The 19259-nt window shown below is 58.4% G+C and carries 16 protein-coding genes; 12 read left to right on the top strand and 4 right to left on the bottom strand.

The window, feature by feature from the left end:
* Positions 1–173: 173 nt before the first annotated feature.
* The 3 genes from dut to ACYSMN_RS15160 all read left to right on the top strand — a co-directional run bounded on the left by dut (position 174) and on the right by ACYSMN_RS15160 (position 2859).
* A complete protein-coding gene (dut, locus tag ACYSMN_RS15170; protein WP_488924748.1) occupies positions 174–608 on the top strand; it encodes a dUTP diphosphatase in 435 nt (144 codons plus the stop codon).
* Between the two features lie 136 nt (positions 609–744).
* Positions 745–1707: a threonine ammonia-lyase gene (locus ACYSMN_RS15165; protein ID WP_488924747.1), complete on the top strand. Its 963-nt coding sequence runs from the start codon at positions 745–747 to the stop codon at positions 1705–1707.
* A gap of 141 nt (positions 1708–1848) precedes the next feature.
* A complete protein-coding gene (locus tag ACYSMN_RS15160) occupies positions 1849–2859 on the top strand; it encodes a sugar phosphate nucleotidyltransferase (RefSeq protein WP_488924746.1) in 1011 nt (336 codons plus the stop codon).
* A gap of 195 nt (positions 2860–3054) precedes the next feature.
* On the opposite strand, the gene ACYSMN_RS15155 is transcribed toward ACYSMN_RS15160, so the two are convergent.
* Positions 3055–3747, bottom strand: a complete 693-nt coding sequence (locus tag ACYSMN_RS15155) for a hypothetical protein (RefSeq protein ID WP_488924745.1) — start codon at positions 3745–3747, stop codon at positions 3055–3057.
* 613 nt (positions 3748–4360) lie between these two features.
* Here ACYSMN_RS15155 and ACYSMN_RS15150 point away from each other — a divergent pair.
* Genes ACYSMN_RS15150 through ACYSMN_RS15140 form a run of 3 tightly spaced genes read left to right on the top strand, consistent with a single transcriptional unit; the run spans position 4361 to position 8304 of the window.
* A complete protein-coding gene (locus ACYSMN_RS15150) occupies positions 4361–6172 on the top strand; it encodes a tetratricopeptide repeat protein (protein ID WP_488924744.1) in 1812 nt (603 codons plus the stop codon).
* A complete protein-coding gene (gene lolB1 / locus ACYSMN_RS15145) occupies positions 6165–6938 on the top strand; it encodes a lipoprotein insertase outer membrane protein LolB1 (RefSeq protein ID WP_488924743.1) in 774 nt (257 codons plus the stop codon). The genes ACYSMN_RS15150 and lolB1 overlap by 8 nt, the downstream gene beginning before the upstream one ends.
* A complete protein-coding gene (locus tag ACYSMN_RS15140) occupies positions 6922–8304 on the top strand; it encodes a murein hydrolase activator EnvC family protein (protein WP_488924742.1) in 1383 nt (460 codons plus the stop codon). The genes lolB1 and ACYSMN_RS15140 overlap by 17 nt, the downstream gene beginning before the upstream one ends.
* 275 nt (positions 8305–8579) lie before the next feature.
* On the opposite strand, the gene ACYSMN_RS15135 is transcribed toward ACYSMN_RS15140, so the two are convergent.
* Both ACYSMN_RS15135 and ACYSMN_RS15130 read right to left on the bottom strand, forming a co-directional pair.
* Positions 8580–9398, bottom strand: a complete 819-nt coding sequence (locus ACYSMN_RS15135) for a LytTR family transcriptional regulator DNA-binding domain-containing protein (protein ID WP_488924741.1) — start codon at positions 9396–9398, stop codon at positions 8580–8582.
* Entirely contained in the window at positions 9356–9553 is a 198-nt protein-coding gene (locus tag ACYSMN_RS15130) for a hypothetical protein (protein WP_488924740.1), read from the bottom strand. The genes ACYSMN_RS15135 and ACYSMN_RS15130 overlap by 43 nt, the downstream gene beginning before the upstream one ends.
* A gap of 309 nt (positions 9554–9862) precedes the next feature.
* Between ACYSMN_RS15130 and ACYSMN_RS15125 the strand changes: the two genes are divergently transcribed.
* The 6 genes from ACYSMN_RS15125 (at position 9863) to ACYSMN_RS15100 (ending at position 16913) form a co-directional block, all read left to right on the top strand.
* Complete coding sequence (locus tag ACYSMN_RS15125) at positions 9863–10111, top strand: Sec-independent protein translocase subunit TatA/TatB (RefSeq protein WP_488924739.1); 249 nt, start codon at positions 9863–9865, stop codon at positions 10109–10111.
* Between the two features lie 12 nt (positions 10112–10123).
* Positions 10124–10525 carry a twin-arginine translocase TatA/TatE family subunit gene (gene tatA / locus ACYSMN_RS15120; RefSeq protein ID WP_488924738.1) on the top strand — a complete coding sequence of 134 codons (402 nt, stop codon included), beginning with the start codon at positions 10124–10126 and terminating at the stop codon, positions 10523–10525.
* A 14-nt stretch (positions 10526–10539) separates the two neighbouring features.
* Positions 10540–11982, top strand: coding sequence for an Asp-tRNA(Asn)/Glu-tRNA(Gln) amidotransferase subunit GatA (gene gatA / locus ACYSMN_RS15115; protein ID WP_488924737.1), 1443 nt, complete (start codon positions 10540–10542; stop codon positions 11980–11982).
* A gap of 2 nt (positions 11983–11984) precedes the next feature.
* Positions 11985–14003 (top strand): lytic transglycosylase domain-containing protein, encoded by a 2019-nt coding sequence (locus ACYSMN_RS15110; protein ID WP_488924736.1) that lies wholly within the window; start codon positions 11985–11987, stop codon positions 14001–14003.
* A gap of 165 nt (positions 14004–14168) precedes the next feature.
* The gene (locus ACYSMN_RS15105; RefSeq protein ID WP_488924735.1) at positions 14169–14876 is read left to right on the top strand and encodes a DsbA family oxidoreductase; all 708 of its coding nucleotides are present in this window, start codon (positions 14169–14171) and stop codon (positions 14874–14876) included.
* Between the two features lie 561 nt (positions 14877–15437).
* On the top strand, positions 15438–16913 hold the full coding sequence (locus tag ACYSMN_RS15100) for an alpha/beta hydrolase family protein (RefSeq protein WP_488924734.1): 1476 nt from the start codon (positions 15438–15440) through the stop codon (positions 16911–16913).
* A gap of 198 nt (positions 16914–17111) precedes the next feature.
* Here the strand turns inward: ACYSMN_RS15100 and ACYSMN_RS15095 are convergent, their stop codons facing one another.
* Positions 17112–19151 (bottom strand): DUF4974 domain-containing protein, encoded by a 2040-nt coding sequence (locus ACYSMN_RS15095; RefSeq protein WP_488924733.1) that lies wholly within the window; start codon positions 19149–19151, stop codon positions 17112–17114.
* Between the last annotated feature and the right edge of the window lie 108 nt (positions 19152–19259).

The raw sequence follows: 19259 nt of genomic DNA, 5'->3' as shown, positions 1-19259 counted from the left end.
AGGTTGAACGACTCGCATGAGGCTGCAACGCTTGTCGTTCAACGATGCGCGAAGCTGGAGCTTCGCGCTACGACCCGGCCGCGTAGGAACTCGCTTCGCTCGTCGCGGAACGGATTTCCGCGCTACGGTTCCATTACTACCGAAACGAGCTGCCAAAAACTACCTTTGCCGACATGCAGATTCCCGTCATCAACCGTTCCCACCACTCGCTGCCGGAGTACCAAACGGCCCACGCCGCCGGCCTCGATGTGCGGGCCAATTTGGAAGAGCCCGTTACGCTGCAACCCCTGCAACGCGCCCTTATCCCGACGGGCCTGTTCATGGAGATTCCCGTGGGGTATGAAATGCAAGTGCGTCCGCGCAGCGGCTTGGCCTACAAACATGGCATCAGCATCGTCAACAGCCCCGGCACCATCGATGCCGACTACCGCGGCGAGCTGAAAGTGCTGCTCGTAAACCTCTCCGACACGGAGTTCGTGGTGCAGGATGGCGAGCGTATCGCCCAGCTGGTAGTAGCACGGCACGAAGTAGTTGCCTGGCAGCCCGCTGAAACCCTGAGCGAAACCTCACGCGGTACTGGCGGCTACGGCAGCACTGGCACTGTTTAGATATGAGAAGTGAGAACTTAGAAGAGAGAGGTGAGACTTCGTTCTGGTGTAAGTGCACCTGAATACGTTTCACTTACCCGTCAGCCTCTGAGTTCTCACCTCTCATGTCTCACTTCTAAGTTCTCACTTCTACAACATGGTAACTCTAGCTGATATTGAGCAAGCGCAGCGCCGTCTAGCGGGCACCATCGTGCGTACGCCGCTGCTGCCGTTTGCGGCGGGAAATGATGGCGCTACGGCTATCTACCTGAAGCCGGAAAGCCTACAACCCATTGGCTCCTTCAAGATTCGGGGGGCTTGTAACCGGATTTTCGACCTGAGTCCGGAAGAGTTGCAGCGCGGCGTTATTGCGTACTCCAGCGGCAACCACGCGCAGGGAGTGGCCTTCGCGGCGCAGCGCCTTGGTATTAAGGCTGTCATCGTGATGCCGACCAACACGCCGAAGGTCAAGATTGAGGCTACCCGCCGCTACGGCGCCGAAGTAGTGCTCTACGACCCGGCCCAGGAAAAGCGCGAAGACGTAGCGGCCCGCATCATGGAAACCAACCCGTACACGCTGGTGCCGCCCTTCAATGATCCGCACGTGATTGCGGGACAAGGCACGGTAGGGTTGGAAATCTACCAGGATTTGCCTGATGTGGACCTCGTAGTGGTGCCCATTGGCGGCGGCGGCCTGATTAGCGGGGTGGCTACGGTCCTCAAGACACTCAAGCCCGACGTGAAAATTGTGGGCGTGGAGCCGGAGCTGGCCGCTGATGCCCAAGCCTCGTTTCGGAGCGGGCAAATTGTGGAGCTGAGCGCGGCCGACACCACCCGAACTATTGCCGACGGCGTACGCACCTTGAAGCTAGGCGACCTAACTTTTGCGCACATTCAGCAGTACGTAGATGATATCGTGACCGTGAGCGAAGCTGAAATTCGGGCTGTGAGCCGCCAGTTGATGCTAGAGGCTAAGCTCGTTGTGGAGCCCACAGCCGCCGTAGCCCTGGCCGCGCTGCTGCACCACCGTAGCGAATTGCCGCCGGCGCGCCAGGCAGTAGCCATCTTGAGCGGCGGCAACATCGACCCGGCCCTGCTGGAGGAATTGTTAAATGGTTGAATGGCTAAATGGTTGCATTGTTAAATTGTTGATCGTTCAACGTCCAACCATTAAGTCATTCAACCATTGAACAATTAAGCCATTCAACCATTTAGCCATTTAGCCATTCAACCATTTAACAATTAAACCCTTCACCCTCTCATGAGAATCATTGTCCCGATGGCCGGCATGGGCAAGCGTATGCGCCCCCACACTCTCACGGTTCCCAAGCCCCTTATCCCTATTGCCGGTAAGCCTATTGTGCAGCGCCTGGTAGAGGACATTGCCAAAGTGTGCGGCGAGCCGGTGCAGGAAGTAGCGTTTATCATTGGTCGCTTTGGGGCAGAAGTAGAGAAAAGCCTCGTGCAGATTGCCGAATCGGTGGGCGCGCAGGGCAGCATTCACTACCAGGACGAGCCGCTGGGCACTGCGCACGCCATCTTGTGCGCCAAAGACGCTCTCACCGGCCCCGTGGTAGTGGCCTTCGCCGACACGCTGTTCAAAGCCGACTTCACCCTCGATTCCAGCGTGCCCGGCACCATCTGGGTGCAGCGCGTCGACGACCCCAAGCCGTTTGGCGTGGTGAAGCTGAACGAGCAGGGCCAGATTACGGACTTCGTGGAAAAGCCCCAGGAATTCGTGTCCGACCTCGCCATCATCGGTATTTACTACTTCCAGGACGGCGACTACCTCCGCGACGAGCTGCAATACCTGCTCGACAACGACATCAAGGACAAGGGCGAGTACCAACTCACCAACGCCCTCGAAAACATGAAAAACAAGGGCACCACCTTCGTGCCCGGCCGCGTCACGGAATGGCTCGACTGCGGCAATAAGGACGCCACCGTCTACACCAACCAACGCTACCTGGAATACTTGCAGGAGCGCGGCGAAAATCTGGTGGCCGGCTCCGCCAAAATCACCAACTCCGTGCTGATTCCGCCAGTCTACGTAGGCGAAGGCGCCATCATCACCGATTCGGTGGTGGGGCCGCACGTTTCGCTCGGCAACCAAAGCAACGTCCGGGGGTCCGTCGTATCCAACTCCATCGTGCAGCAGTCGGCCACCTTGCTCCACGCCAACGTCACCAACTCCATGGTCGGCAACCACGCCACCGTGGCCGGCACCCCCAACGACCTCAGCCTCGGCGACTACAACACGCTCCGCGTCTGAGCGTAGCCCGCCCCCGATGGCACAAAAACGCCGCCGGCCCCACGTGGGCCGGCGGCGTTTGTCGTTAGAAGAACCGGGCAGGCGGCTTTTCGCCGCCCGCCCGGTAGCCGCTAGTACGAGGTCGGCACAACAGTAGCTTACTCTCACTGAGCGGGCGGCGAAAAGCCGCCTGCCCAGCTACAAAACCCTTTTTGGTTACGACTGCGGGCTACCAGGAGTATCGCCCTTGTCGCCTCTGCTGCGGCCGCCGCTCTTGCCGATGCGGCGGGCCAGCCGGTAAGCCCGGTGCAGGTCGGGGTTGAGCAGGCGGAAAACTTCCATCGGGTCGTCCAGCTCGTAGAGCTGCTGCATCAGCTCGGCCAGTAGCTCATCGGCGCTGGCGTTGGCGCCCTGCCGCTGGTCGATGAGGTCCTGCGTGGCGCCCACCGTAGCCGAGTAGGCGGCCAGCGCCTCGTCGAAGCGCGTGCGCACGGCCGCCGTGAAGCCGTATTTCGCCAGTGCTTCGGCGTGGGTGGTGGCGTGGCCGAGCAGCGTGGTTACCACGTCGCGCAGCTGCGGCGGGCGCAGCTTGGTAAACTGCCGCACGCGCAGCGTGGCGACGGCCAGCAGCGCGGTGTCGTTGGTTTTGCGGGCGTGCGACTGCAACGGGCCGGTCAGGGCGGGCAGTATTTTCTCCAGGCTGAGGCGTTGCGTGCCCGCCCCCTGGGTTACGTCTTGCGTGGCGCTAGGCGTGTCGCCCATAGCCTTGCTCAGGGCGGCATACGCGGCCCGTACGTCGGCGGCCTCGCGCGCGGCTACCGGGCTGGGCGCCAGGTCCGCGGGCCTTTTTTCGAGCAGCTTGTCCACGGCGCCGGCCATGCGATACTGATTCAATTGTTCACTATCCATGAGAAAAAAAAGTAAAGTGCCGGGCAATGTCGCCCGGTTCAGCAAGATGCACGGATAAACTCAACAGTGCAATCACGCTGCTCTCCTTGCCTCGGCCAGCACCAGCTTCCCTCTGGGCACTGCCAAGTCGGCTACCAACGATGCCGACCCCACTTAGCACAGTCCCGACTTCGTTTCGTACGGCCCGGACCCCACTTCGGACAGCTCGGACTTCGCTTCGGACGGTCCCGACCTTGCTTCGGACGGCTCGGACTTCGCTTCGGACGGCCCGGACCCGACTTCGGACAGTGCCGACTTACTCTGGACGGCCCGGACTCCACTTTGGACAGTGCCGACTTCGTTTCGGACGGCCCGGACTTGGCTTGGGACGGGGCCGACTTCGTTTCGGACGGGTCTAACCTGTTCGCCGACAGCCCGGAGCTGGCTGTTTCGGAGTCTTGCTTAGCCTTGGGTTCTGGCGTCTTCCCCTTTCCGGCGCAATATCTTACCGGCAAATGCAGTATTTTCGTGGCCGCTTACGTTACGCAGAAGCGCGCGGCGGTTCCGCCGTTTTGGGTACCTTCACCTTATCAGTTTCTTCTGACTGGCGGACTCGTTCCGCGCTTCTGTCTTCATGCGTCGCGTAGTATCTTCTTTCTTACTCCTATTCGTGCTGCTGCACCTACCCGAAACGGGCCAGGCCCAGCAGCGCCCGGCTCCTACTTCGGAATCGCCGGAAGTAAAGCCCCGTAAGCTCAGCCGCAAAGAGCGCAAGGAAATATCCCGCCGCGCCGAAGTGGAGGCTGCTGGTCGGCTGCGGCAGCTCTCCGAAAAAGACCGGGAGCTGAGCGAGGCTTTCTTCGTGGATGGCGTGAAGTACGTGCTGCTCGAAGACTACAACAAGGCCTTGGAGCGGCTGCTGAAAGCCTACTCGCTCAACCCCACCAACGCGGCCATCAGCTACAAGATAGCCGAAACCAACCTGCTCAGCGGCAACCTCAAAGACGCTACCAACTTCGCGCAGGCCGCCGTCAAGCTCGATCCTAAAAACGCCTACTACTACCTGCTGCTGGCCCAGACCTACGCCTCGCAGAAGCAGTACGACCAGGCTACCAAGGTGTACGCCCAACTGATTCAGGACGTCCCGGATTCCAACTATTACCTCTTCAACCTCGCCGATCTGTATCTGGCGCAGGGCAAGCTCAATGATGCGCTGGCCACGCTGGAACGGGCCGAAAAGCAATTTGGGCCCTTGGATGAAGTGTCGTTCAAGAAGCAGCAGATCTACCTCAAGCAAAACAACCTCGATAAGGCCTTGCAGGAAGGCGAAGTGCTGATTGCGGCCAACCCCGACGAAATTCGCTACGTGCTGGCTCAGGCTGAAATGTACGCCGCCAACAACCGCCTGCCCGACGCCCTGCGCGTAGCCGAGCAAGCCTTGCGCCAAGACCCCGAAAACCCGCAGGCTCACATGATTCTGGCTGATGTGTACCGGCAGCAGGGTAATGCGGCGGACTCGGAAAAGCAAATCAAGCTAGCCTTCGAAAGCCCTAGCCTCGACATCGACGACAAGGTGCGGGTGCTAGTCGACTATCTCAAGCAGTTGCCCAACCCCAAACTGGAAAAAACCGCGCTGGACCTGGCGGCCATTACGACGCGTGTCCACCCGAAGGAAGCCAAAGCCTTTTCCGTGGCAGGCGACATTCAGTTAATCGCCAACCGTAAGCAGGAAGCCCGTAGCAGTTACTTGCGAGCCATCAGACTCGATAATTCCCGCTACCAGATCTGGCAGCAAGTAGTCCTCATCGATGCCGAGCTGAACCAAACCGACTCGCTGCTGCGCCATTCCGAAAAGGCCCTGGAGCTATTCCCAAATCAGGCACCGCTGTGGTTCTACAACGGCGTGGCGCACGTGCTCAACAAGCAGCCCACCAAAGGCGTGAAAGCCTTGGAATACGGCCGTAAGCTCGCCACCGACAACCCCGAGTTGCTCGCCCAGTTCGACACCCAGCTCGGCGATGCCTACCACGAGGTGAAGGAATACACCAAGTCGGATGCCGCGTACGAGGCGGCCCTGACCTTTGATGCCAACAATGCGCAGGCACTCAACAACTACAGCTACTTCCTCTCTGTACGGGGCGAAAAGCTAGACCGCGCCAAGGAAATGTCGGGCAAGCTCGTAAAGCAATTCCCCGACAACGACACCTACCTGGACACGTACGCCTGGGTGCTGTACAAGCAGAAAGACTACGCCGGTGCCCGTCAATACCTGGAAAAAGCCTTGCTGACCAGCAAAGACGCCACCGTAATCGAGCACTACGGCGACGTTCTATTTCAGCTTGGCGAGAAGGAAAAGGCACACGCAGAATGGCTGCGCGCTAAAAAAATAGGCGGAGCATCCAACCTGATCGACCGCAAAATCAAAGACAAGAAGCTGTATGAGTAAACGCATTGCGTTGGGCCTGCTCCTGGCGACCACCCTGCTGGGGAGCTGTAACCGCAAGGCCATTCCGACTACATCGAGAAGTGGTAGCAACCGCCCCATGCCGGAAGCGGTGCGGGCCATGAACATGGACTTCCGCTTCCTGTCGGCCAAAGGCAAGGCGCAGTTCGACTACCAAGGCAATCAGCAGGGCGCCAACATCAACGTGCGCATCCGCAAAGACAGTGTTATCTGGATTTCGGCCTCTTTGATTGGATTGGAAGGCGTGCGGGCCTACATCACCCGCGACTCGGTGCAGGTGCTCGATAAGCTGCACCGCCAATACTATTCCGGCAACTACGCCTATTTGAGCAGCCGCCTGAACGTGCCCGTCAATTTTGATATGCTGCAAGCGCTGCTGCTCGGCAACTATTTGCCGCCTATCAACTCGACCACCGAACCCCAAGTAACAACCGAGGGCTCCATGCAGCGCGTTAACTACGAGCAGGCCGGCTTGCTCGTGCAACAGCTCATCGAACTGGGCAAGGCGCGCGTGCAGCAGCTCACCGTGCACGACCCCGCCACCCAGAACAAAGTAACCGTCGATTACAGCGACTTCCGGGTGGTAGAGCGCACCCCGCAGTCTTTCGCCTACAACACGCTGCTGCAAATTCAGCAGGGCCAGACCAAACCCACCACCGCCACCATCAGCTACCGCACCATCGACGTGGACAAGGAGCGGCTGCAATTTCCTTTCTCCATTCCGAAAGGCTATGCCCGAAAGAAGTAAGTGGTGGGCGGTAGTAGCGTTATTAGCCTTAGTGCTGGGCGCAGTATGTCCGAGCGGCGATTTGCTCGCTCAACGCACCCGTACCACCACGAAGCGCCCTAGTAGCACTAGAAAATCGAAGGCTCAGTTGGAACGGGAGCGGCGCAACACCCTGCGCCGCATTCGCGAAACGAGCCGCATTCTGGAGCAGACTCAGCGCCAGAAAGAAGCTTCGCTAGGCCAGCTGAACGCGCTGAAAGAAAAACTTAACGTGCAGCAGGGCGTCATCCGCAATATCTCCTCGGAGATACGCTACATCGAAACTGATGTGCAGCAGACCGAGACGCAGGTGCAAAAGACCAAGCAGAATCTGGAGCAACTGAAAGCAGAGTACGCGCGGCTCATCTATGCTGGCTCGAAAACGGCCAACAGCTACAACCGCATCATGTTTCTGTTTGCGGCCGAGTCGTTCAATCAGTTTATGCTGCGCCTGCGCTACATCCGGCAGTACTCGGAAGTGCGCCAGGCGCAGGCAGCCCAGATTATGGGTACTCAGCAGCGCCTGAGCCAGCAGCTCACCGGCCTGAAAGTGAAAAAGCAGGAGAAAGGCCAGCTCCTGAACACGCAGGTAGCCGAGAAAAACAACCTCGTCACGCTGAAAACCCAGCAGGACCAGGTCGTAACCAAGCTCAGCCAGCAGGAACAAGAATTGCGGCAGGAGCTAGCTGACCGGCAGCGAGCCGTCAGCCGCCTCGACAATCTGATTGCCGTGCGGGTGCGGGAAGAAATTGCCCGCGCCGCCCGCGTTGCGGCAGCTAGAGCCGCTCGCGCCGCCCGTGAGCGGGCAGCTCGCACGGGCAATACGCCCGGTCGCGCGTCAGAGGCTCCCAGCAGCACTTACTCCGACGCCGGGGAGACAGCCGCGCCCGTGCGCACCGACCGCGTAACGCTGACGCCCGAAACCGCCGTGCTGTCTACTTCCTTTGCCGACAATCGGGGTAGTTTGCTCTGGCCAGTGGCCAAAGGTTTCATCTCGCAACGCTTCGGCCGGCACAACCACCCAGTGCTTAAAAATGTAGTGGTGGAAAACCGCGGCGTCGATATCCAAACCAGCGCTGGAGAACCGGTACGAGCCATTTTTGATGGTAAGGTACTCACCGTGGCCAGCGTGCCGGGCATGAATAACATTGTTATGATTCAGCACGGCGAGTACTTTACGGTATATGCCAAGCTGCGCGGCGTGAGTGTGAGCGAAGGTCAAACCGTGAAAATGCGCCAGCCCATCGGCACGGTGTATACCAACCCGGAAGGCACTTCGGAAGTCCAGTTCCAGGTGTGGCGCAACAGCTCCAACCTCAACCCCGAAAACTGGCTCGGCCGCCGCTAAGCAGGGCACCTTTGTCGGAAAAATTGCTCGCCTGATGAGCATAAAAAAACACCGCACATGATGCGGTGTCTTTCTGAGCTATGAAAACAAACTTAGCTACCAGACCGCCTTGCAGCTGCAAAACATACTAAAAACCTGTTCTGCAACCGGAGCCTTTCCGATAACATGTCGAAATATAGAAGGTCCGTTTTCTATATAGCTACGAAATTCGGTGAATCGATATTTTTCCCCGCCGAACCCCTCAGTTTATCCGCCTCTACCGATCAGCTAACGCGCTAAATCAGGTTTAGCCGGTTGAAGAGAATAGCCTTATAAGAGTTGCCGATGGGAATGAGCGTAGGAGCCGTTTGGCGGTCGGTGGTCCGGCCGGTATCTACCTGCACGTTGTCGGCCTCGATGGCCGTAATTCGGTCGAGGCACACGATATACTTTCGGTGAATGCGGGCAAACTCGCGCGGCGGTAGCTTGGCCTCTAGCTCCTTCATGGTGCTATACACTGTGTAGCGCTCCCGCGAGGTATAAATGTTCACGTAGTCGCCGAGGGCTTCCACGTAGCGGATGTCTTCGGTGTGCACGCGCACCAGCCGTTGATCCTGCTTCACAAAAATCTCGTGGCGGCTCCCCACATACATCGATTGCGCCGTATCGTTGGCTAGTCGCAACAGGCCTTCCAGCTTCTGCCGCTCCTGTTCCAGTTGCAAACGAGCGCGACGTAACTCCAAATGCGCTACGGCTTCCTTAGCCAAAATGCGCAAAGCATCCCGCTGCTGGGGCGTAAGCCGGCGCGGCTGCGTGTCGATGGCGCAGATGGTGCCTAATGGCAAGCCCTCCGGCGTAATCATGGGGGCGCCGGCGTAGAAGCGGATGTTAGGATCTTCCGTAACGAGGGGGTTGTGCTGGAACAGCGGGTCTTGTTGCGCATCTTCCACCTCAAATACATCGTTGGCGAACATAGCGTACTGGCAAAACGCAATGTCCCGCTTGGTTTCGGCAATGTCCATGTCGCCGGTGCGGGCTTTAAACCACTGCCGGTCGGCATCAATCAAAGACATTAACGAGACGGGTGTGCCGCAGATGTAGGCCGCCAGCCGCACCAGATCGTCGAAAGCTTCTTCGGGGGGCTGTCCAGAATCTGGTAATTGCGCAGTGCCTCCAGCCGCTCGGCCTCGTTGGTTTGCGGCGTGCCCATTGGGGCTGTTTTTTGGCCGGGCACCTCGGTAGTTGGCTTAGCAGAATTTGGCTTAGACATAAGGCCAGAAAGGCATTAGAACAAAATAAATCAGCTGTCGTCTTTGCTCCACCACGCGGTAAGACTACAAACTTCCAACTTTGCTACTCAGATAGCAATTGCTCTAGGATGAAATACAATTTTATACCGAGGAGTTATTTACCTCAAACCAGGTACTTAGGTTACGATAAGCTAGGCACTTCCGGATCTTGTTATCGGGTCTTGGGGCACTTTTTTTAAAATTATGGGGTACCTTTACCAATCCTGACCTAGGTCAGTCTGCGTACACTAGGCTTTCCACTCCTAACCGGGCTATTGGCCCTCCTCCGTATGTTGCTTTCCGTGCTGATTCTGGCCATTGCGCCCCGTACCATACTTTTTATTGTCCTCATTCTGGTACTTTTCTTCGGGGCTAAGCGCATACCGGAATTGTTCCGGGGTATGGGGCAAGGCATCCGGGAGTTTAAGGATGCTTCCCGCGAGCCGCAGCCGGAGTTCCGGGACCGTCCGGCCAATCCGAACAACGCTCCCAACGCCGCCCCCCAAACGCCCAACACTCCCAATCAGCCCCAGGCTTAACTGCTTCTAGTCATGCACACTCCTCTTTTTCTTTTCCTCGAAGGTATTGGCGGCGGCGAGATGATGATCGTCCTCGTGGTTATTCTCATCTTCTTTGGCGCCAATAAGATACCGGAGCTGGCTCGTGGCTTAGGCAAGGGCATTCGCGAGTTCAAAGATGCTTCTCGCGAGATTCGTAGCGAATTCGAAAATGCCGGCCAGCAGCCCCAGCCGCAGCAACCCTACCAGCAGCAGTTCAACCAGAATCCCAACCAGAACTACGCGCCCCCGGTAGCGCCGCCGCCCACGCACGAAGCAGCGCCCGTTGCCCCCGCAACCAGCTACGTACCGCCAGTTGCTCCGCCCATGGATGGTGGCATCACTCCCACTACGGATGCCCCCGCTGAGCGCCCCCGTCTTGACCAAATGTCCTAACTGATTTCTTCGATTTGAGACGCTTTCATTCTCTCACGGAAGTTCGCCACGAGCTGACGGCAGGCACCACGACCTGCCGTCAGCTCGTGGAGTATTATCTAGATAACATCGAGCGGCGCAACGGCCGCTTGAATGCTTTTCTGGAAGTATGGCCCGATGAAGCCCGCGCCCAGGCCGATGCCGTAGACGCCAAACTAGCCGCCGGAACAGCGGGCAAGCTGGCCGGTATGGTAATCGGGCTGAAAGACGTGCTGGCTTACAAAGACCACGCCCTGCAAAGCAGCAGCCACATCCTCGACGGTTTCAAGTCCTTGTTCACGGCTACGGCCATGCAACGATTGCTGGACGAGGATGCCATTTTCATCGGGCGGCAAAACTGCGACGAGTTTGCGATGGGTGCTTCCAATGAGACGTCTTACTTCGGCCCCGCCCGCAATGCTTTGGATGAGGAGCGCGTGCCGGGTGGTTCCTCGGGTGGCTCGGCCGTAGCCGTGCAAGCCGATATGTGCCTGACTTCCATTGGCTCCGATACAGGCGGCTCCGTGCGGCAGCCAGCGGCGTTTTGCGGCATTATCGGTTTCAAGCCCACGTACTCGCGCATCTCCCGCTACGGCTTGGTGGCCTACGCCTCGTCGTTCGACCAGATCGGTACCCTCACCCGCTCCGTGGACGATGCCGCGCTGCTGCTGGAAGTAATGGCCGGCCCTGACAACTTCGATAGCACCGCCAGCCAGCGCGAAGTACCCGCCTACAGCCAACTGCTGGAACCCGCGCCCCACTACCGCATCGGCTACATCCGCGACGCGGTGGAGCGGCCCGGCCTCAACGCTGAAATCAAAGGCGCCCTCGAAAACACGCTTGACGAGCTACGCGGCCAGGGCCACGTGGTAGACGCGGTAGATTTTCCCTACCTCGACTACATGGTGCCCACCTACTACATTCTGACTACGGCCGAAGCCAGCTCCAACCTGAGCCGCTTCGACGGGGTGAAGTACGGGTACCGCGCGCCCGATGCCACCGACTTGGCTTCGCTCTACAAGAAAACTCGCTCCCAAGGCTTCGGCCCGGAAGTGCAGCGCCGCATTCTGCTGGGCACTTTCGTGTTGTCGGCTGACTATTACGACGCGTATTACACCAAAGCCCAGCAAGTTCGCCGCCTCATCAAAGACAAAACCGACGAGCTGCTGCGGCAGTACGATTTCCTGGTGCTGCCCACGGCTCCCACCACCGCCTTCCGTATCGGCGAGGTGAACAAAGACACGCTAGCTATGTATCTGGCGGATATCTTCACGGTGCAAGCCTCGTTGGCCGGTGTGCCCGCCGTATCGGTACCCGCTGGTACAGACTCCGAAGGCCTACCCATTGGCTTGCAGGTGATAAGCGGCGCGTTCCGCGAAGAACACCTGCTGGCGTTTGCCAAGTCCTTAACAGACACTCTTACTCCCGCTTTGCGCTGACTATGAAATTGTCGAAGCTGCCAGTACGTGTTGCGCCCCTTTTGCTAGTAGCCTCCCTGTCCCGCCCTGCGGCGGCCCAAACGCTGCCCGAGCGAATGCCCGAAGCACCTCGTATCGGCGGCTTCGACGATTCCACGCAGGTAGTGGACTTGCAATTGCTGCCCGATTCGCTGGTGGCGGTACCCGTGCCGCTGGATTCCGCTAAGCTGGCCTGGATGCAAGTTCCGCCGGAGATGCGCGATTTGGTAGGCGACCGTATCGGCTGCTTTGAAACCGAGGCTCCGCACGCGTTCAATCCGCAGGTAATGGCTTTCGTGAGTTACTTCACGGAGCGCAACCGCAAGTACATGCAGCGGGTATTAGAGCGGGAAAACGTGTATTTCCCGTTGTTCGAGAAGTACCTCGCCAAATACAACCTACCCACCGATCTAAAGTATCTGGCCGTAGTAGAGTCGGCTTTGATTCCGACGGCTAAGTCGCACGTAGGGGCTACCGGCCTATGGCAGTTCATGGGTCCAACAGCCGGCGATTTACGCTTGCGGCGGGATGAGTGGGTGGACGAGCGGATGAATCCTGAAAAGTCGACGGAAGCGGCTTGCAAGCACTTGCGCTACCTCTACGGCGTCTTCCACGACTGGGAGCTGGTGCTGGCGGCTTATAACTGGGGCGCGGGTAACATGCAACGTGTGATGCGGCGCACAGGCAAGAAAAACTTCTGGGAGCTGTACCCAAACTTGCCTAAGGAGACCCGCAACTACGTGCCCACTTTTACGGCTACCATGTACGCCATGCAATACGCGCAGGCGCACCGGCTGCACTCGCCTGACTTGCAGTACCGGCAAGCCGAGGCAATGGATACGCTGCAAATAGCTGGTCAGCCCCTCGACTTACACCGCCTTAGCCAGGCGTGCGGCCTCCCCGACTCGGCCGCCTTGTTGCGCTACAATCCGGAGTTGAAGAAAAGCTGGCTGCCGGCTGGCTACCGGCCTTACACGGTACAAGTGCCCGCAACTGTCCGGCCGCAACTGGCCGTGGTAGACCGCACCACGCTGTTTGATTACTGCCGCCCGCAGGTTGATTTACCCCGTCCTTTGGCGCCTATGATGGCTCGCCTGAGCGGCGTAGAACCATTCCCGACGCGCACCATGGTGGCTAGCGGCGCGCCCCGCGAGGAAACTGAAACAACGGCACCACGCTTCCGCCGGGTGCGCCATACCGTGCGCCGCGGCGAAACGGCCGCCAAACTGGCCAGCCGTTACGATGTAACCCCCGAGCAGCTAGCCCGTTGGAACGGCCTTCGTAAAGGTCGAGCTTTGGCTTCCGGTAAGCAGCTCGTGGTGTTCGTGCCGGTGGCGGCTCCGGTTGCTACGCCCGCTCCGGTGGTAGCCGCGGCTTCGCCGAAGTACAAACCAACTATACCTGCTCAATTGCCTCTCCCGACGGTAAAAGCCCTGGCGGCTGGCCGCCCGGCACAAGAGCAGCCAACTGCCGTAGCAGAAGCAACGGCAGCCCTGGAACCCACGAAGCCTACTAGTATCACCAGCACCCGCCGCAGCATCCAGCCCGTTGCCACGGAAGCCGCCGCAGTAGCTACTTCCGCACCCGACGACACCCTGCCCGCTACCTACACGGTGCGGCGGGGCGACAACCTGGCGGCGCTGGCGCAAAGCCGGGGACTGAGCGTGGCGCAGGTAATGGAGTGGAACCACCTGGATTCGGAACAAATAGCACCAGGCCAGAAGCTGACGTTGATAGCGCCAGATGTGAAAGCAGAAGAGACTATAGCGGTGGCTGTTGCCGCTGCTCCGCGGCCGAGTCCTAAAAAGGCAACTCCCGTGGCAACAGCGCCTAAGACCCTGCCTATCGCCATCAGCAACAAAGTGCATATGGTGCAGAAAGGCGACACCCTCTACAACATCTCCCGGCGCTACCAAGGCGTGACGGTAGACCAATTGCGCCGCCTGAACAATCTGACTTCCGACGCGGTGAAGCCTGGCCAAAAGCTAATTGTGGCGCGGTAAACCGCATCAGCTGTTAGATTCAGTAACCATACTTCAACTCCACATATAATTGCCGGACCCAGTACTATTCGGGTTCGGCAATTTTGCGTGGGGAGAAACCGGCGTGCTGCTCCAATAGTTATAGGAGCCGTAGAAACCTATTTCGCGCAAGCTGAACCTCCTTTTATGAAAAAAATACAGGTAGAAATCTGGTCTGATATTGCCTGCCCCTTTTGCTACATAGGCAAGCGGCGGCTGGAAGCGGCCCTGGCGCAGTTTCAACACCACAATGAAGTGGAAGTACAGTGGCGCAGCTTCGAATTGGCCCCCAACGAGCCGACGGTACTCAACCAAAACCTGCACGAGGTGCTGGCGGAGCGTAAAGGAATGTCTGTGCCGCAGGCTCGCCAAATGAGCAGCCACGTAGCGCAACAAGCAACTACTGTAGGTCTCGCCTTCGATTTCGAGCACGTGGTGCCCGCCAACACCTTCAATGCGCATCGGCTGATTCATGTGGCCGCCGCCCACAACCGCCAAGATGCCATGAAGGAGCGACTGTTGCGGGCATATTTCACCGAGGGCCGCAACGTCGACGATGTACCGACGCTGCTGAATCTGGCCGCCGAAGTGGGCCTCGATACCACCGAAACCCAGCAAGCTCTGGCTTCTGACGCCTACGCCCAGGAAGTGCGCCACGACGAATACCAAGCCCGGCAGGTTGGCGTGCGCGGCGTGCCTTACTTTGTATTCGACAATAAGTACGCCGTATCGGGGGCGCAGCCGACTGAACTGTTCCGCGAAGTGCTGGATAGAGTGTGGGAAGAAGCGCGGCCAGCCACCGTACAGCTATCGGGCGCCGACGGGGCCGCCTGCGACGTAGACGGCAACTGCTAACACGCTTGTTTAACGCAGAAAACGGCCGCCTCAGCAGAGGTGGCCGTTTCGCGTCTCAGCCATGAGCAGCAGAAAAAATCAGTCAGCATTGCGTACGACTGTCAAGAGCGAAAGAATCGCTCGGATGCTTATCTCTCAACCGCTTTGCAGTTGATGTACCAAGCGAACCGTCGCCCTGCCAAACCCCGGCTTTCACCACTATTGGTAGTAAGTATGATTTTGTCGGGCCAGTGAGTCCAATACGAGTTGAGATAGTAAGTAATTTTTTGAGGTTTATAACCGGCTCTTTTATCGGCTTCGGGCATGCGTAATAAATTGTTTTGCCGATTATACAGAGTCCTTAGCTGCCAGTTGTTTAGGGGTCGCCAACCAAGTTTAACGTCGTCCGTAGTAGGAAGCCCAAACCGTTGAAAAGCTCGGCTTTTAGCTGGCTTATCCTCTTTTTGTTTTTTGTTGAAATACTCATCAGTAAAAATAATTCATTCAAGTATCTTTGAATTTGATAATTTCCGTGCTCTTTCCGTATATGAGCGTCGTAAACAGCTTTCTGTTTTTTACTTTATGAAGAAAACTCTACACGTTTTTCTCCTGCTTTGCGCCTGCCTATTTGCCGCGCCAGCTTTTGCAGGCGCTCCTTCTAACCTGAACGGGCAGTGGCGTGGGCCGCTAAAAGTGCCCGGAGGGCAATTAGAGCTTATTATCACCATTATTCCGCTGACCAACGGCGGCTACTATGCGGCTCTCGACGTGCCGCAGCAGCGCATCTACCGAATGCCGGTGGATGTGAAAGTGAAAGGTGCCGACTTGATTTTGCGCATTGAGCAGGCGGGCAGCAGCTTCACTGGTAAAATCCTCAGTAATGGGGCGGTGCTGAGCGGCGTCTGGAAACAGCCCGGCCTCAGCGGCCCGCTCAAGCTTCAACGGGCCCGCGAAGCAGTTACTGCCTCGGGTAAACTTCGGCTCACGCCGCCCTACCGCGAAGATGAGGTCAGCTTCATTAATCCCACGGCTAAACTGCGTTTGAGTGGCATGCTCACGGTGCCGGCTGGGCCCGGCCCTTTCCCGGCCGTGGTGTTGATTTCTGATTCTGGCCCGCACGACCGGGATGCTGGGGAGCAGGAATACCGCATGTTCAGCATTCTGGGCGACTACCTAACCCGGCGCGGTATTGCCGTGCTCCGTTTCGATGACCGGGGCGCGGGTAAGTCCCAGGGCACTTACCTCACTGCTACCACTATCGATTTGGTCAGTGATGCACAAGCAGCCTTGACGTTCTTGCGCAAACGCAGCCTCATCAATCCAAATGAAGTTGGATTTGTTGGGCACGGTGAGGGAGCCAATGTGGCGTTGCTGGCCGCTGCCGACGGTTCTACAAAACCCAATTTTGTGGTGTCCCTGGCAGGCTACGGCCTCCCCGGCCGCCACGTCCTGACGCGCCAGCAACTGGAAATCATGCGCCTTATTGGTTCGAGCCCAGCGCAGGTGAAGGCTTCGATGGAATTACATGCCCAGATGATCGAAATCATTCGGCAGACTCCCAACGATGCGCAGGCCCGCGGTAAAGTGGCGGCCACGCTTCGCCTCAACAACACCGACCTTGACCCGCACATGGCCCGCGCCCGCGCTATTCAGCTCACGTCGCCTTGGTCGCGCTATTTTATCGACTTTGAGCCGGTTCGGAAATTGCCCAATGTGAAATGCCCCGTTCTGGCCCTCAACGGCGCCGACGACCTACAAGTGGAAGCGACCAACAACCTGGCAATGCTGCGCAAAGGGTTACGCAGTAACCGCGACGTCACGACGTACAGACTTCTCGGGGTAAACCACTGGCTTCAGCCCAAGCCAGAGGAATGGGCATTGGTGAATGGGGTGCAGCAGCCGACTTTCTCGCCCAAAGCACTGGAAATAATGCGCGCCTGGATTGCCAAGCGCACCACGCAGCCGGAAGCCGTACCCGTTACCGTGAAACGAGGCCCCATCAAAACTCTGCGCGCCGCGCGCCGGCTCCGATCTTTGCCCCAACAAGCTAGCCGCTAACGCGCCGAGTGCGAAGCCATTGACTGGGCCCTGGAACAGCAGTATCATCACTATCACTATCAGAGAACCGGCACAGGGTCCGCGTACGGCCTCGCTGAACGTGCCGGCGCAGAGGCTTACTGGCCTGGCTTTGGCACCAAGTTACCCACATCATTGTGGATAAACTTGTTGATAACCAGCTGCAAATTTCTCTTTCTATCAGAATCTGAGGCCGGCCTGCAAGCCGGGCCACATCCGCCAAATAGTTTTATCGTTGCTGATGTCGAGCAGGAGCAACTGGTTTTCGCCAAAGTCCCAGGTGGGCGGCTCGTCATTGTTGACGGCTAGCGCCAAATTTACTGTGGGCGAAACTATCAGCTGCAAATTGCCACCAGCTTGTATCTGCCACGCCAGAGCCGGGCGTAGCTGCGTCAGCAGTCTAGTTTCTCCTATTTGTGCGGTGCCCAGTTGGTCTAGAGTCCATTGCAGCAAGTCGAGGCTGTAGGTGAAGCGCCCGTGCGGCTTGCCCGACGTACCAATACCAAAGCCCGCGGCCCAGCGCACCCGCGTGCCCAAAGGTTGAGCAGCCGCGCCTAGAATAGTATAGTAGCGAGGCACGCCCAGCTTCAGCACGGCATTGAGCGGGAGGGTTTCACTGGCCCAGACTTCGCCTTTATGGTAGCCATGCCGCACGATGTTGATTAGGCCTATTGGTACGCCATCCACTGAATCGGCAATATTAACCAGCCCTATTTGAGTGCCACGCACATGGCGCGCCACGTTTACAAGGCCTAGTTGGCCACCGCTAATACGCCGGCCGATGTTCAGCAGCGGCGCCGTTTGGATTCCTCGCACATCGGTGCCCGTAAGATTAGCCAAGCCGGCAAACTGCAACAAGGGCCCAGGCAACGATGCTGGGCCCGGGGCACCAAGCTTGGCGGCAGTTGAGTCGGTAGCCAGTAAGCGCGGTAAGCCTAGCATACGGCGCAGCAGTACCGGCCGCGTACTATTGGCCGAGGCCGTTGCTGCTCCTCCTACAATATTGACGAGGCCCGCTAACTGCAAGCCGCGGGCATCGTCGCGGATGATGTTGGCTACTCCCGCTGCCTGCACGCCCCGCACCGAACCGCCTTGCACGTTCAGCACGCCGGCCGCCTGAAAGCCTTGGGCCGAGGTACCGACTACGTTGGCAACACCTGCCACCTGCACTCCACGCACCGTATCGCGCACCACATTTAGTAGGCCACCCATTTCCAGCCGCCGCACGCCCGCGGCATACCCCGCCAGCACGTTCAACGAATATGCATTGCTGGTCCGGCCGCCACGCAGCCAGTTGGTACCCAACGGCGACACAAACGTAACCTGGGCCTTGCGCTGGTAATAGCCGGCACGAGGAATGGGCGCGGGCTTAGGGCGAGAAGCGAGGAGCGTGTCGCGGGTAGGCAAACTGCTAATGGCACGTACGAGGCGACTTTTCAGCGGCTCTATGCTGCCGGCTTTCTGCCCTAGCCGCCGCGCTGCCCGCGTCAGTACCTGCGCTGCTTGCTGGGTTTTATCTTGCAGGTTTGGCAGTAGAGAGCCCCGCTGCCCAGCTGCTACCGTACGGGCAGCATCCAGTGGGGTTGGCTTGACTGCCGCAGTGTCCGCCGGTGTCGTTTCAGCAATTGTTTTTTGATTTGAGCTGGAAGAATTACCAGCGGCTACTATACGATTTCCAGGGTTCTTGGGCGTACCGGAGCGCCTAGTCGGGCTAGCCGCACGAGTACGGGAAGAAGCTGTAGCGCCGGAACTTCGCGTGGCAGCGAGTTGGCTTTTCTGCCCAGAATCAACATTTCGCGCGCTAGACAATTCCTTTTTTGCAGGTTGAGGCGGCTGGCGAGTCGTAGCTGAGGCAGATCTACTGGCTGCTTTAATGGCGGCGGCAAGTTGCGGCGGCGGACCAGCCGCCGTGCGCCACAGCACCACTTGCCCGTGTACTTGTTGCCAGGAAAGTCCTCGTGAACGGCACAGCGTAGTCAGCACACTTTCTACGGATTGCGGGCTGCTGGTACGCAACGTCACGCGGCTTTGCAGCGGAATAACAGTGTTGCTGTAACTGAAATTGACCCCACTTCGCCGCGACACTTCCCGCAACACTTCTCCCAGTGGCCGGTCGGTTACAGCGAGCTGCACCCGCCGCTGCAGCAGCGCCGACTGTTGCGCCCGCGCGGCGCCGAAAGCCCCCAATAAGAACAAGAAGAGAAGTATAAGCTGCCGCATAGAAGCGCTTAAAGATGAACGAAGCTAGGCTAGCTTTGCGAGTAGGCCCATCATCTGAAATACATGGAGTAGGTAGTGAAAAACAAGGGAGCACAGCGTCGCAGGCAA

The sequence above is a fragment of the Hymenobacter sp. M1-2 genome (genome assembly GCF_057808495.1).
The sequence above is the reverse complement of the archived record's forward strand: the minus strand, read 5'-3'. Positions and strand labels throughout refer to the sequence as shown.

Bases quoted from the DNA above. Each gene is read 5' to 3' on its own strand.
- dut (WP_488924748.1), top strand. From the start codon at position 174: ATGCAGATTCCCGTCATCAACCGTTCCCACCACTCGCTGCCGGAGTAC.
- ACYSMN_RS15165 (WP_488924747.1), top strand. From the start codon at position 745: ATGGTAACTCTAGCTGATATTGAGCAAGCGCAGCGCCGTCTAGCGGGC.
- ACYSMN_RS15160 (WP_488924746.1), top strand. From the start codon at position 1,849: ATGAGAATCATTGTCCCGATGGCCGGCATGGGCAAGCGTATGCGCCCC.
- ACYSMN_RS15155 (WP_488924745.1), bottom strand. From the start codon at position 3,747: ATGGATAGTGAACAATTGAATCAGTATCGCATGGCCGGCGCCGTGGAC.
- ACYSMN_RS15150 (WP_488924744.1), top strand. From the start codon at position 4,361: ATGCGTCGCGTAGTATCTTCTTTCTTACTCCTATTCGTGCTGCTGCAC.
- lolB1 (WP_488924743.1), top strand. From the start codon at position 6,165: ATGAGTAAACGCATTGCGTTGGGCCTGCTCCTGGCGACCACCCTGCTG.
- ACYSMN_RS15140 (WP_488924742.1), top strand. From the start codon at position 6,922: ATGCCCGAAAGAAGTAAGTGGTGGGCGGTAGTAGCGTTATTAGCCTTA.
- ACYSMN_RS15130 (WP_488924740.1), bottom strand. From the start codon at position 9,553: ATGTCTAAGCCAAATTCTGCTAAGCCAACTACCGAGGTGCCCGGCCAA.
- ACYSMN_RS15125 (WP_488924739.1), top strand. From the start codon at position 9,863: ATGTTGCTTTCCGTGCTGATTCTGGCCATTGCGCCCCGTACCATACTT.
- tatA (WP_488924738.1), top strand. From the start codon at position 10,124: ATGCACACTCCTCTTTTTCTTTTCCTCGAAGGTATTGGCGGCGGCGAG.
- ACYSMN_RS15110 (WP_488924736.1), top strand. From the start codon at position 11,985: ATGAAATTGTCGAAGCTGCCAGTACGTGTTGCGCCCCTTTTGCTAGTA.
- ACYSMN_RS15105 (WP_488924735.1), top strand. From the start codon at position 14,169: ATGAAAAAAATACAGGTAGAAATCTGGTCTGATATTGCCTGCCCCTTT.
- ACYSMN_RS15100 (WP_488924734.1), top strand. From the start codon at position 15,438: ATGAAGAAAACTCTACACGTTTTTCTCCTGCTTTGCGCCTGCCTATTT.
- ACYSMN_RS15095 (WP_488924733.1), bottom strand. From the start codon at position 19,151: ATGCGGCAGCTTATACTTCTCTTCTTGTTCTTATTGGGGGCTTTCGGC.